This window comes from Rhizobium sp. AG207R, assembly GCF_027109195.1.
In the GTDB taxonomy this organism is placed as follows: Bacteria; Pseudomonadota; Alphaproteobacteria; order Rhizobiales; family Rhizobiaceae; genus Rhizobium; species Rhizobium dioscoreae.
Window position 1 is genome coordinate 694506 of sequence record NZ_JAEPVT010000002.1, and the last position, 12340, is coordinate 706845.

Genomic DNA, 12340 nt, shown 5'->3' on the forward strand with positions numbered 1-12340 from the left:
GTTCCGCTACCCGCGAGACGACAGCCGCTTTCGTGCCGTTCCCATCTCTCCAACCAGTTCACGAACCGCCTGCTGGATCAACCGGCAGGCTTCCACAGAGGCTTTGCGGCCGTTATGGGCGAGATGATAGGACAGCGGCAATATCTCATCCGGATCGACGATGCGGACCTTGTCGGCAATCGGAATGGCGCTGACGCGGCCGAGAAACGAGACGTAGCCGTGATTGGCAACGAGGTCGACGATGACGGGCAGCGAGTCGGCCGAGGTAATGTCGCGGCCGCGAAACCGGCGGCGGTCGCGACTGTCATAGCCGAAGGCCGTCGCGGCATTGCCGATACCGGTCCGGGGGCTCGGCACGCAGAGCGGATGATTTTCGACGAGCGCGGCGAATGTCTGCTCCGTGCTGTCGGGCGGGGCGATCGCCACCATGTCCGTGGCGATCAGTTCCACATGTTCGAAGGCATCGAGGCCGAAGACGGAATCGACGATGGCGACATCGATACGGCCTGATCGAAGCGCCTCGCGCAGATCATCGGCCGTCATCAGCATTAGCGACAGCATGTTGCGGTTGCCGCCGATGTTCCAGCGCGACACCAGGCTTGCAAGCGAGCGGGCGACCCAGCTTTCCGAACCGGTTGGAATGATCGAGCCGATGCGGACCGCGCGTGCAGTGCGCTGAAAGCGCTCGTCCGCCGCCGCTTTCATCTCGTCCCAGGCCTGCGCAATGGCGGAGAGAATGGCGTGAACCTGCTGTCCGGCCTCCGTCAGCATGGAGCCTTGCGCCTGCCGCGCGAACAGGCGGCAGCCGAACAATTCCTCCAGATTGGCGATCTGCAAGGAGAGCTGCGGCTGGCCAAGACGCAGGCGGCGGGCCGCACGATTGATGCTGCCCTGATCGGCAACCTCCAGAAAGCGTTCTATTGTGGCGATCTTCAGCGGCAGGCGCGCGGCCCATTGGTCATAGTCCCCGGGCGCCGGCGGCTCCTTCACCAGGGCGGAAAGCTGACGCATGCTCTCGAGAATAGGTTGCAGGCCCTTTTGAACCTTCGAACTCGCCAGAAGGGTTGCAAGCTCGCCGGAGGCGCGCTCGACAAGCTTCATGGCCAGCTCGGTCTCGAGCCGGCGCAACGCGCTTGAGACGGTCGAAGCGGAAAAAGACAGCCGCCGCGCGGTCTCCCTCACCGAGCCGATGGAGAACACCATATCGGCTATGAACAATGCGCCGAGATACAAATCAGATCTCCTCAGCCGCCGCGCGCATCCTGGCTCGACCGCAGCAATATCAACGATATCCCGACGATATGATGTGTTCTCGAAAAAAGATATCCCTAAGCCGAAAAGCGACGGCTATCGTTTCCTTGCCGCCTTACCGATCCAGCCGCAAAAATGAGATCGGAACAGCGCCAAACGGGTAAGGGGAACAAAAACAAACGCACTTGCCCCCGAAAAAAGAAATCCAATTTCGCGCGAATGTCGAGTACGCTCGTCATAATCGCGCGACTGCAACGGGAATCCAAAGCACATCGACTTTTCCGCGATGAGCGCTACCTGCCCGAAGCGGCCACGAATTCGCCTGTGGGCTGACCGCCCGCTCCAAGCCTGCCTGTCCGGACTGCGGCCCTTCAAGGCGGCGCGGGCAAGCAGAAGAACGATTTAACGGGGTACAAAGGGAAACATCATGTTCAAGAAGCTTGCACTTGCCGCCACGCTGACGGCTCTCCTTGCCAGTGGCGCCAGCGCCGCCGACGTCGTCGTCTCCTCGAAGATCGACACCGAAGGCACGCTGCTCGGCAACATCATCCTCGCGGCGCTCAATGCCAACGGCATCAAGGCGCAGGATCGCATCGCGCTCGGCACGACGCCGGTCGTGCGCAAGGCGATTACCGCGGGCGAAATCGACATCTATGCCGAATATACCGGCAATGCCGGCTTCTTCTTCAACAAGGCCGACGATGCGGCCTGGAAGAACCTGCAGCAGGGCTACGATCTGGCCAAGAAGCTGGATTATGACGCCAACAAGATCGTCTGGCTGACGCCCTCGCCCGCCAACAACACCTGGGCGATCGCCGTGCGCAGTGACGTCGCCGGCCCGGCCAAGTTGAAAACCATGTCGGACTTCGGCAAGTGGGTTGCTGGCGGCGGCTCTGTGAAGATCGCAGCCTCTTCTGAATTCGTCAATTCGCCGGCAGCCCTGCCGGCCTTCGAAACCACCTACAGCTTCAAGCTGAAGCCGGATCAGGAAGTCGTGCTTTCGGGCGGCGATACTGCGGCGACGATCAAGGCTGCTGCCGACCAAACCAACGGCGTCAACACGGCGATGGTCTATGGCACCGACGGCGCCATCGAAGCCGCCGAACTGACCGTGCTCGAGGACGACAAGAGTGTGCAGCCGGTCTATGCGCCGACGCCGATCATCCGCGAGGCTGTGCTGAAGGCCAATCCGAAGATCGAAGAGGTTCTGGCTCCGATCTTCAAGGGTCTGACCGCCGACGTGCTGCGCAAGCTCAACGGCCGCATCCAGGTCGATGGCGAGCCGGCCAAGGCTGTTGCCGAATCCTACCTCAAGGATAATGGCTTCCTGAAATAAGGCATTGACGCTGCTCTCGAGCATGATGCCGAAAAGTGTCAACGGTTTTCGGACGACATCATGCTCTACTCCTCTGGTTCCGGAGCGGATTCAGATTTTAGGTCTAGCAGACCTAAAATCATCCGTTCCGGCGGCTCCATTTTGATAAGGTGGAGCCGCGGACATTCGAATGGGCATGATCTTGTCCGAACCCGCCTTGAATTCTGGGCTCATGCGCTGACGGAGCTTGCCTGATGGAAGATGCGCTAGCGGTCCGCAGAGTGGACCGTCTCGGAGTGGTATTGGTGGCCGGCGGCGTGCTGGCAACGGCCTGGATGCCGTTCATCATCGTCAAGGCAAACCGCATCGCCGCCGGCAAGCCACAACTGCTGACGCAGCTTCTTGCCCAGCCGTCGGCCCTATGCCTGCTGGTCCTTCTGGCCGCAGCCGCGCTCGCCGCGCTTTTCCTGCGCAACCAGGTCATTCGCCTCGGGATCGCAACACTCGCGATCGCCATGCTGATCGTAACCCTCGGACTGGTCTCGACGGCCGCAACGCCTGCGGGCAGCACCGTGGCACGTATTACGCCCGGCGGCTGCTTCTGGGTGCTGCTCGCCGTCGTGGGATTGATGATTTCGGACGCGCTGGTCAAGCTGCGGCTGACACCCTGGTTGCGGGTCGCGGCGCTGGCTGTTTATGCAGCGCTGCTTGCCGTCGTCCTGCGCTCCGGCCTGCTCAACAATCTCTCGATCATGAAGGAATACGCCAACAATGCCGACAAATTCTGGCATGAGGCGCTTAACCATGTCTTCCTGTCTCTGGGCTCGGTCGCCATCGCCATCGTGCTGGCGCTGCCACTCGGCATCTTCTGCTATTGGCAACCTGGCATCCGCGCCGTGGTGCTGCGAGCGCTGAGCCTGGTGCAGACCATCCCCAGCCTTGCCCTCTTCGGCATTCTCATGCTGCCGCTCGGCTATATCGCCGCCAACGTGCCTTTCGCCGCCGAGATCGGCGTCAAAGGTATTGGCGTGGCGCCGGCGCTGGTAGCGCTCGTCATCTATTCTCTGCTGCCGATCGTCGCCAATACGGTCGTCGGCCTTGCCGGCGTCGACCCTTCCGTGCGCGATTCCGCCGCCGGCATGGGCCTAACGCGCCGGCAGATCCTGACCGGCATCGACCTGCCGCTCGCCTTCCCCGTCATCCTCACGGGCATCCGCATCGTGCTGGTACAGGCAATCGGCCTCGTCACCGTGGCGGCATTGATCGGCGGCGGCGGCTTCGGTCTTTTCATCTTCCAGGGCATCGGCCAGACGGCCAATGACCTGGTGCTGCTCGGCGCCGTGCCGACGGTCTTTCTCGCCTTCTCATCGGCCGTCATCCTCGATGCGGTCATCGACAGCATCCGGGGACAACGCGCATGACCAGCATGATCGAGCTCAAGGGTGTCACCAAGCGGTATGGCAACGCAACGGTCGTCGACAATGTCAGCATGAGCATGGAGAAGGGCACAATCACCGTCATCGTCGGCACCTCCGGCTCCGGCAAATCGACGCTGATGCGCATGATCAACCGGCTGGTGCCGATATCGGGGGGCCACATCTCCGTTGCCGGCGAGGACATCATGAATGTGCCGGCGACCGAGCTTCGCCGCCGTATCGGCTATGCCATTCAGGGGCACGGGCTCTTTCCGCATCGCACCGTTGCGCAGAATATCGCTACCGTCCCCGAGCTGCTCGGCTGGGAAAAGACGCGCATCGACGGCCGTGTCGAAGAGCTCCTCAATCTTTTCCATCTCGACCCCGGCACCTTTGCCGGCAAATATCCAAGCCAGCTTTCCGGTGGCCAGCAGCAGCGCGTCGGCGTCGCACGCGCGCTTGCAGCGGAACCGGAATTGCTGCTGATGGACGAGCCCTTCGGCGCACTCGACCCGGTCATCCGCGGCAAGGCGCAGGACGACCTGCTCGCCATCCAGAAGCAGTTCGGCACGACCATCGTCCTTGTCACCCACGATATGGACGAGGCCTTTCATCTCGGCGACCAGATCGCCGTCATGAGCGGCGGCAAGCTGCTGCAATGTTCCGAGCCTGAGAAAATCCTGACCGAGCCGGCCGATCCCTTCGTGCAGCAACTGACCGGCACATCCGACCGTGCCTTGAAGCTGATGTCCCTGCTGCCGCTGAAGGAAAGCATGCAGCCGCCGCGGCCGGGCCTAGGCTACAGCCTGCCGCAAACCCTCAATCTTCGCGACGCTTTGGCCGAACTGATCTGGCAGGGCGCGGACGAGGCGACGGTCGAGGACGAGCGCAAGGTGCCCGTCGGCTCGATCTCGATCCAGCACCTGATCGAGCTGGGCCGCAAAGCATGAAATTTCTCGCCGCCAATCTCTTTCGCCTCCTGGCTCTGGCGCTGCTGCTGGTGATGCTCTTCCGTCCGGAATGGCTGATACCTGTTCTGGCACCGCTGACCAAATTCGGGGCGTCTCCGATCTATACGCAGAACAGCCTACCGAGCCTGGCGCTCAGCCATCTCGAGCTGATCCTTGTCTCGATCGCCGCAAGTGGGATCTTGGCCGTGCTTGGCGGTATCTTCGTCACGCGGCCGATCGGCGCCGACTTCCTGCCGCTGTCGCGAGCGATCGCCAATGCCGGCCAGACCTTCCCGCCGGTTGCCGTGCTGGCGCTTGCGATCTCAACCACCGGCTTCGGCGCCGTCCCGACATTCATCGCGCTGTTTCTCTACGCGCTGCTGCCGATCTTCGAGAACACGGTCGCAGGCTTGCAGCAGGTACCCGCCTCGGTGCTCGATGCCGCCGACGGCATGGGCATGAGCGGCTGGCAGCGGCTCTTCCGCGTCGAGCTGCCGCTCGCCCTGCCGCTCATCATCGAAGGGCTGAAAATCGCGACCGTGATCAATATCGGTACGGCGACGATCGGCTCCACCGTCGCCGCCAAGGGGCTGGGTGAAGTCATCATCGCCGGGCTCATCAATGACAACACCGCCTTCATCTTGCAGGGCGGCCTGATCGTCGGCCTCATGGCGGTGCTGATCTATGACGGCATGGAGATGATCGAGCGGTCGGTCACCAGCAAGATCGGCCTTCAACCTCATTGAGGTCGACGCCGATCACAGCTCCCCATCCTTGCCCTCGCCTGACGGCAAGGATGCGCCCGGCAGATAAAGCAGGACCGGCCTGATTTCGTAGATGGCTGTCGGATTGGCGCGGCGCAACTCGCGCGCGGCCTCCACCGCGCCCTCAATCGTCGGAAAATCGACGACGTAGAAGCCCAGCAGTTGCTCCTTGGTTTCTGCAAACGGTCCATCGATCACCATTCCCGCACCTGGCCCCCGCAAAGTGACGGCGTTTTGGGTCGATCCGAGACGCGCAGCCGGCCCCAGCGATCTCTGCGCGACCATGCGGTCATTGATCTCCAAAAGCTCCTTCATGAGCGCGGTATCCTCCTCCTTGCTCCAGGATTCGACGATACTTTCCTCGTGGTAGGCCAGAATGGCGTAGTACATGGATTCTCCCCCTTGAGCCCTATACGTGAGCGCCGGGAGTTAAGCAGACCGATCGCAATCCGGGAACCCCCGGATCTATGCTCGGCTGGAGATATGGCGAGTTTCCCCATGCTTGCCTTCACTGGCTGCCGATGGCATTGGCTGCAATGATATGTCCCGACGATTTATGGAGGCACCGATGGCCAAGATGATTCACTCGATGATCCGCGTGCTGAACGAGGCGCGCTCGATCGAATTCTACGACAAGGCTTTCGGCCTGAAGGTTGCCGACCGTATTGCCTTCGAGACCTTTACCCTGGTCTATCTCAGCAATGCCGAGACCGGCTTCGAGCTGGAATTGACCATCAATCAGGGCCGCATCGAGCCTTATGCGCAAGGGGATGCCTACGGCCATCTCGCGGTTTCAGTTTCGGAACTGAAGGACGAGCATGCGCGTATGACCAAACTCGGGCTCAACCCCGGCAAGATCATCGAACTCAATCGTGATGGGAAGCTTTTTGCATTGCTGTTCTTCGTCACCGACCCCGATGGTTACAAGATCGAGGTGGTGCAAAGGCTTGGGCGGTTCAACTAGCCCAAACAGGGAGCAAGCCCCGCATCGGCGGGGCATCCGGCAGTTCCGCCAGCGCGCTCACATCCAATAGGGCGGCACGCCAAAATAATCGTGGCTCTTGTGGCCATGATTCTTATGGTCGTGGTCGTCCTTGGCAGCGAAGCGGCACGCCTTTTCGATGTCATTCTTGGTCATGCTGACGCGATAGCCATCAATGTGGGCATCGTAGCGCAACTTCTCCCACGGCAGCCGGTAGTGCTCCTGGCCGATGCCGAAGAAACCGCCGAAGCTCAGAATGACGAAAGCGATGCGTCCATCACTTTTTTCCAGCATCAGCCGCTCGATATGACCAATCTGTTTGCCGTCCGAGCCGTACACTCTCGACCCTTCGACGCGATCGCAGGCGACCAGCATCGACATGTCCTTGATGTAAAGGTCACGACCCGAAAAATCGGCACTCTCTTTATGCATATGCGCACCTCCTTTTGGATACGCGTCACATAAACTATGGAGCGTCCGATCTGCTCTTTGGGGCAGCACGATGCTCCGATGGGTTTAAACCCATGGCGCTATTAACGCTCCGTTGTCATAAAAGTTCCAGTACTTTTTTCAAGATTGTAAAAAAACGTGAGCGCAAGACGATTATTGACGTTTACGTCAAGGTTATTGTAGCGTCGGTTTCGCTCCAATGATTTAGTTGAGAGCAAAGACTGCGGCGATGTGAAAAGCGGGAGACTTTTTGATCGTCCAATGACACTCTGCATAGCCGCCGCATATGACGGCGGGGCGTGGTGATGGTGCGTAGAGGAGGAAATGCGCATGAATTCAGTCTCCGCTCCTTCGGATAGACCGCAGGTCAAGAAAATATGGCTCGCCTCCTATCCGGATATCGTACCGGCGGAGCTGCCGCCGCTGGAACATGCATCGCTCGCCGAACTGCTGGAGGAAAGCTGCGCGCGCTATGCCGACAGACCCGCCTTCACCAGCATGGGCAAATCCATCACCTATCGCGATCTCGATCTGCAGACGCGCAAGATTGCCGCCTGGTTGCAGAGCCTCGGCCTGCAGAAGGGTGATCGCGTTGCCGTCATGATGCCGAACGTGCTGCAAAATCCGATCGCAGTTTATGGCATTCTTCGTGCCGGGCTCGTCGTCGTCAACGTCAACCCGCTCTACACGCCACGCGAACTCGAACATCAGCTGCGCGATTGCGGCGCCAAGGCGATCTTCGTTCTGGAAAACTTCGCCCATACGGTCGAGCAGGTTCTGGCCCATACGGATGTGCGCCATGTCGTCGTCACCGCGCTCGGCGACATGCTCGGCGCCAAGGGTCACATTGTCAACTTCATCGTCCGTAAAGTGAAGAAGCTGGTTCCAGCCTGGTCCATTCCCGGCCATCGCAGTTTCAAGAGCGTGATCGCCGAGGGCTCGCGTCTGCCCCTGAAGCTATCGGAACTGACCGGCAGCGACATCGCATTTCTGCAATATACCGGCGGCACGACCGGCGTCGCCAAGGGCGCGATCCTTACCCATGCCAATCTGCTCGCCAACCAGCTGCAATTGCTGCTCTGGCTCCAATCCGCCTATATCAACAAGCCGCGCCCGGAGCAGCTGACCTTTGTCTGCGCCTTGCCGCTCTATCATATCTTTGCGCTGACGGTGAATTCGCTGATGGGCATGTCGCTCGGCGGCCATAATGTGCTGATCGCCAATCCACGCGACATACCGGCCTTCATCAAGGAGCTCGGCAAATACAAGTTCGACATGTTCCCCGGCCTGAACACGCTATTCAACGCGCTGATGAACAATCCGGAGTTTAGCAAACTCGACCTGTCCAATACCGCAACGCTTGCCGGCGGCATGGCGGTGCAGCGGCCCGTCGCCGAACGGTGGCAGAAGATGACGGGCGCCTGGATCACGGAGGGCTACGGCCTTTCCGAGACGTCGCCGGTTGCCAGCGCCAATCGTTTCGACAGCCCGGAATTTACCGGCACGATCGGCCTGCCGATCACGGGTACGGATTTCGATATTCGCGACGAGAACGGCAATTCCCTGCCGCTTGGCGAAGTCGGCGAAATCTGCATTCGCGGGCCGCAGGTCATGGCAGGCTACTGGAAGCAGCCGGCAGAGACCGCGCGCGTGATGACGCCGGACGGCTTCTTCCGCAGCGGCGACATGGGCTTCATGGACGAGCGCGGTTATACTAAGATCGTCGATCGCAAGAAGGATATGATCCTGGTCTCGGGCTTCAATGTCTATCCGAACGAGATCGAGGAAGTCGCGGTCATGCATCCGGGCGTTCTTGAGGCCGCGGCAATCGGCGTGCCCGACCCGCATTCCGGTGAAGCGGTGAAGCTCTTCATCGTCAAGAAGGATCCGGCTTTGACGGAGGCCGACGTCAAGGCTCATTGCGCGGAAAACCTTACCAACTACAAGCGTCCGCGCTTCATTGAATTCCGCACCGAACTGCCGAAATCGAATGTCGGCAAGATCCTGCGCAAGGAGTTGCGCGGCTGACATAATTCGATGTCATTCAGGAAGCCGCTCGTGCTTTTTCACGAGCGGCTTTTTTCGTTTTGGGCGATAGGTGAACTTGATTTACGCCCTACATAGGGAATAGTTTTCGCGACCAATCTCAAAGCGCTTGGCCCGGTTTTGAAGGCCAGCAGCGCGAACCGCAAGGAGCCTCCCATGAACGCCCTCGTCGACCAACTGAAGAGCACCGCATCGGCAACGAAGGCCACGGATATTCGCGCCGCCTTCGCCGCCGATCCGAAACGCTTTTCCCGCTTCAGCGCCTCGTTCGACGATCTGTTGATGGATTACTCCAAGACGGCTGTTAACGACGATATCCTCGCCCTGCTCGAGAAGCTCGCAGCCGAGGGCGGCGTTGCCGCCAAGCGCGAGGAAATGTTTTCCGGCGTCGCGATCAACTTCACCGAAAATCGCGCCGTTCTGCACACTGCGCTGCGCAACCGCTCGAACAAGCCGGTGCTCGTCGATGGCAAGGATGTCATGCCTGATGTCAACGCGGTTCTGGCCGCGATGGGCAAGTTCGCCGACGGCATCCGCTCGGGCGCACTCAGGGGCTCGACGGGCAAGGCGATCACCGATGTCATCAACATCGGCATCGGCGGCTCCGATCTCGGGCCGGTCATGGCAACGCTGGCGCTCGCCCCCTACCACGACGGCCCGCGTTCGCACTTCATCTCGAATATCGATGGCGCCCATATCGCCGATATCCTGAAGCTCGTTAAGCCGGAAACGACGCTCTTCATCGTTGCTTCGAAGACCTTCACGACCATCGAGACGATGACGAACGCCCAGACGGCGCGCAAGTTCATCGCCGACGCGCTCGGCGAAGCTGCCGTGCAGCATCACTTCGCCGCCGTTTCGACGGCGCTCGATAAGGTCGCCGCCTTCGGTATCGACAGTGAACGCGTCTTTGGCTTCTGGGATTGGGTTGGCGGCCGCTATTCGATCTGGTCGGCGATCGGCCTGCCGCTGATGATCGCGATCGGCCCGGAAAACTTCGGCAAATTCCTCGATGGCGCGCATGCGATGGACAACCATTTCCGCCAGGCGCCATTCAAGGAAAACCTGCCGATGCTGCTCGGCCTTATCGGCTTCTATCACCGCAACGTGCTCGGCTATCCGACGCGTGCGATCCTGCCCTATGACCAGCGTCTCTCGCGCTTCCCGGCCTATCTGCAGCAGCTGGATATGGAATCGAACGGCAAGGGTGTCACCATCGACGGCACGCCGGTCGAAGGCAATTCCGGCCCGGTCGTCTGGGGCGAGCCCGGCACCAACGGCCAGCACGCCTTCTATCAGCTCATCCATCAGGGTACGAGCATCATCCCGGCCGAATTCATGATCGCCGCCAACGGCTTCGAGCCGGAGCTGCGCCACCAGCACGACCTGCTGATGGCCAACTGCCTGGCACAGTCGGAAGCGCTGATGAAGGGCCGCACCTTCGAGGAAGCCAAGGCTCAGCTCACCTCCAAGGGCATGGACGACAAGAAGGCTGATTTCATCGCGCCGCACCGCGTCTTCACCGGCAACCGCCCGTCGATCACCTTCGTCTATGACAAGCTGACGCCCTTTGCGCTCGGCCGCCTGATCGCGCTTTACGAACATCGCGTCTTCGTCGAGGGCGTGCTCTTCCGCATCAACTCCTTCGACCAATGGGGCGTCGAGCTCGGCAAGGAACTGGCAACAGGCCTGCTTCCGGTCATCGAAGGCAAGGAAAGCGCCGCCGGCCACGATTCCTCGACGCAAGGGCTGGTGGCAGCGCTCGCAAGCCGCGCGAAGTAAGCTGATTATCCACCTCCTCCTTGACGGGGGAGGTCGCCGCAAGGCGACGGGTGGGGGTGATTGAGCTCTCCGCATCGGAACGACCAAAGGATCACCCCACCTCGGCATGACGTGTCGACCCTCCCCTCAAGGGGAGGGTTTTGCTGGCTGAACGCTCTATCCAAATATGTCGTGAAAGTACCCCCCTCTGTCAGCTTCGCTGACATCTCCCCCACAAGGGGGGAGATCATTGGGAGTTTGCCGCGCGCTCCGCAAACAAAGCAAGCGCAGTCGGTTCGATATCAGCTTGAGGTGATGAAGCGCCGCGAATTACCGATCTCCCCCCTTGTGGGGGAGATGTCACGACAGTGACAGAGGGGGTGCAGTACTCTCCCCGCTTCCGAAAGCCGATAAACGATTACAGCCCGATCTCATGTGCCCAGGGCGGATTTGCACCCGCGCGCGACACAGTCACCGCCGCAGCCTTGGCGCCCAGAGCAAGCGCATCCTGCAACGCCTTCTCGTTCAGCGATGCCACCTGCGCCTTGGTCAGCAGATTGTTCATCTTCAGCGATGCCAGGATGCCGGCATCGAAGGTATCACCAGCCCCGACCGTATCGACGACAGTGACGCGCTCGCTCGGCACCGAGACCTTCAGCGACTTCGTATAGCCGGTTGCGCCTTCGGCACCCTTGGTGATGACGACGAGCTTGGCGCCCTGGTTCAGCCAATGGGCGGCGAGTTCGTCGTGATTGCCAGCAATACCGAACCATTCCAGATCCTCATCGGAGAATTTGAGAATGTCGGACATGGCAGCCATCCGGCTGATGCGACCCATATGAGCCGCCTTGTCCTTGATGAAGCCCGGACGAATGTTCGGATCTAGCGAGATGACGCGGCTCTGGTGCTCGCGCTTCATCAGCGCCTCATAGGTCGCGCCGCAGGGATCGGGGATGAGGCTGATCGCACCGAAATGCAGAGCTTCGCAATCAGTACCGAGCGTCGGGAGATCCGCCTCGGTGATCATGCGGCCAGCCGTGCCTTCATCGTAGAAGGCATAGGTCGCCTGACCATTGACGAGCTTGACGAAAGCAATCGTGCTTGGACGCGGCGTGATGGCGCAATAGCTGAAATCCACCTTGGCGGCCGACAACGTGTCGCGCAGGATTTCGCCCATCATGTCATCGGCAATGCCGGTGAAGAAGCCCGTGGGAATGCCGAGACGACCAAGCGCGATCGCAGTGTTGAAGATCGCGCCGCCGGCGTAAGGGGCGAAGCCCTTCTCACCCAGCGTCGTATCCCGCGGCAGCATATCGATCAAAGCTTCGCCACAGCACAATATCATTCCGGCCTCCCAAAGAGCGCGTCTGTCTTATCCAGTTACATAAATCGATTAGATAGATTCA

Annotated in this window: 12 protein-coding genes; 8 read left to right on the forward strand and 4 right to left on the reverse strand. The window is 60.4% G+C overall.

The annotated features are described in order from the left end of the window. Positions 1 to 6 precede the first annotated feature (6 nt). Positions 7 to 1203 (reverse strand): LysR family transcriptional regulator, encoded by a 1197-nt coding sequence (locus JJQ51_RS07340; protein WP_269244461.1) that lies wholly within the window; start codon positions 1201 to 1203, stop codon positions 7 to 9. Between JJQ51_RS07340 and JJQ51_RS07345 the strand changes: the two genes are divergently transcribed. From JJQ51_RS07345 to JJQ51_RS07365, 5 genes are all read left to right on the forward strand, one after another. After that, positions 1100 to 1390 carry a hypothetical protein gene (locus JJQ51_RS07345; RefSeq protein WP_269244462.1) on the forward strand — a complete coding sequence of 97 codons (291 nt, stop codon included), beginning with the start codon at positions 1100 to 1102 and terminating at the stop codon, positions 1388 to 1390. The genes JJQ51_RS07340 and JJQ51_RS07345 overlap by 104 nt on opposite strands. Positions 1391 to 1678: 288 nt before the next feature. Beyond that, on the forward strand, positions 1679 to 2587 hold the full coding sequence (osmF, locus tag JJQ51_RS07350; RefSeq protein ID WP_069611224.1) for a glycine betaine ABC transporter substrate-binding protein OsmF: 909 nt from the start codon (positions 1679 to 1681) through the stop codon (positions 2585 to 2587). 233 nt (positions 2588 to 2820) lie between these two features. Then, a complete protein-coding gene (locus tag JJQ51_RS07355; protein ID WP_113390034.1) occupies positions 2821 to 3987 on the forward strand; it encodes an ABC transporter permease in 1167 nt (388 codons plus the stop codon). Continuing rightward, positions 3984 to 4931 (forward strand): ABC transporter ATP-binding protein, encoded by a 948-nt coding sequence (locus tag JJQ51_RS07360; RefSeq protein ID WP_113351273.1) that lies wholly within the window; start codon positions 3984 to 3986, stop codon positions 4929 to 4931. Before JJQ51_RS07355 ends, JJQ51_RS07360 begins: the two co-directional genes overlap by 4 nt. Then, positions 4928 to 5677: an ABC transporter permease gene (locus tag JJQ51_RS07365; RefSeq protein ID WP_113351274.1), complete on the forward strand. Its 750-nt coding sequence runs from the start codon at positions 4928 to 4930 to the stop codon at positions 5675 to 5677. The genes JJQ51_RS07360 and JJQ51_RS07365 overlap by 4 nt, the downstream gene beginning before the upstream one ends. Before the next feature lie 12 nt (positions 5678 to 5689). Here JJQ51_RS07365 and JJQ51_RS07370 read toward each other — a convergent pair whose 3' ends face one another. Then, a complete protein-coding gene (locus JJQ51_RS07370) occupies positions 5690 to 6085 on the reverse strand; it encodes a YciI family protein (protein WP_113390033.1) in 396 nt (131 codons plus the stop codon). Between the two features lie 178 nt (positions 6086 to 6263). Here JJQ51_RS07370 and JJQ51_RS07375 point away from each other — a divergent pair, with 178 nt between their 5' ends. Then, positions 6264 to 6659 carry a VOC family protein gene (locus JJQ51_RS07375; protein WP_113332087.1) on the forward strand — a complete coding sequence of 132 codons (396 nt, stop codon included), beginning with the start codon at positions 6264 to 6266 and terminating at the stop codon, positions 6657 to 6659. 57 nt (positions 6660 to 6716) lie between these two features. Here JJQ51_RS07375 and JJQ51_RS07380 read toward each other — a convergent pair whose 3' ends face one another. Beyond that, the gene (locus JJQ51_RS07380) at positions 6717 to 7109 is read right to left on the reverse strand and encodes a PRC-barrel domain-containing protein (RefSeq protein ID WP_095433862.1); all 393 of its coding nucleotides are present in this window, start codon (positions 7107 to 7109) and stop codon (positions 6717 to 6719) included. A gap of 348 nt (positions 7110 to 7457) precedes the next feature. On the opposite strand from JJQ51_RS07380, the gene JJQ51_RS07385 reads away from it, so the two are divergent. Continuing rightward, a complete protein-coding gene (locus tag JJQ51_RS07385) occupies positions 7458 to 9155 on the forward strand; it encodes a long-chain fatty acid--CoA ligase (protein ID WP_113351277.1) in 1698 nt (565 codons plus the stop codon). A 174-nt stretch (positions 9156 to 9329) separates the two neighbouring features. Continuing rightward, complete coding sequence (pgi, locus tag JJQ51_RS07390) at positions 9330 to 10955, forward strand: glucose-6-phosphate isomerase (RefSeq protein WP_113332001.1); 1626 nt, start codon at positions 9330 to 9332, stop codon at positions 10953 to 10955. A gap of 397 nt (positions 10956 to 11352) precedes the next feature. On the opposite strand, the gene JJQ51_RS07395 is transcribed toward pgi, so the two are convergent. Then, on the reverse strand, positions 11353 to 12279 hold the full coding sequence (locus tag JJQ51_RS07395; protein ID WP_113332000.1) for a carbohydrate kinase family protein: 927 nt from the start codon (positions 12277 to 12279) through the stop codon (positions 11353 to 11355). Between the last annotated feature and the right edge of the window lie 61 nt (positions 12280 to 12340).

Coding starts and splice junctions, on each gene's coding strand:
- JJQ51_RS07345 (WP_269244462.1), top strand. CDS start 1,100: ATGGCCAGCTCGGTCTCGAGCCGGCGCAACGCGCTTGAGACGGTCGAA.
- JJQ51_RS07340 (WP_269244461.1), bottom strand. CDS start 1,203: ATGGTGTTCTCCATCGGCTCGGTGAGGGAGACCGCGCGGCGGCTGTCT.
- osmF (WP_069611224.1), top strand. CDS start 1,679: ATGTTCAAGAAGCTTGCACTTGCCGCCACGCTGACGGCTCTCCTTGCC.
- JJQ51_RS07355 (WP_113390034.1), top strand. CDS start 2,821: ATGGAAGATGCGCTAGCGGTCCGCAGAGTGGACCGTCTCGGAGTGGTA.
- JJQ51_RS07360 (WP_113351273.1), top strand. CDS start 3,984: ATGACCAGCATGATCGAGCTCAAGGGTGTCACCAAGCGGTATGGCAAC.
- JJQ51_RS07365 (WP_113351274.1), top strand. CDS start 4,928: ATGAAATTTCTCGCCGCCAATCTCTTTCGCCTCCTGGCTCTGGCGCTG.
- JJQ51_RS07370 (WP_113390033.1), bottom strand. CDS start 6,085: ATGTACTACGCCATTCTGGCCTACCACGAGGAAAGTATCGTCGAATCC.
- JJQ51_RS07375 (WP_113332087.1), top strand. CDS start 6,264: ATGGCCAAGATGATTCACTCGATGATCCGCGTGCTGAACGAGGCGCGC.
- JJQ51_RS07380 (WP_095433862.1), bottom strand. CDS start 7,109: ATGCATAAAGAGAGTGCCGATTTTTCGGGTCGTGACCTTTACATCAAG.
- JJQ51_RS07385 (WP_113351277.1), top strand. CDS start 7,458: ATGAATTCAGTCTCCGCTCCTTCGGATAGACCGCAGGTCAAGAAAATA.
- pgi (WP_113332001.1), top strand. CDS start 9,330: ATGAACGCCCTCGTCGACCAACTGAAGAGCACCGCATCGGCAACGAAG.
- JJQ51_RS07395 (WP_113332000.1), bottom strand. CDS start 12,279: ATGATATTGTGCTGTGGCGAAGCTTTGATCGATATGCTGCCGCGGGAT.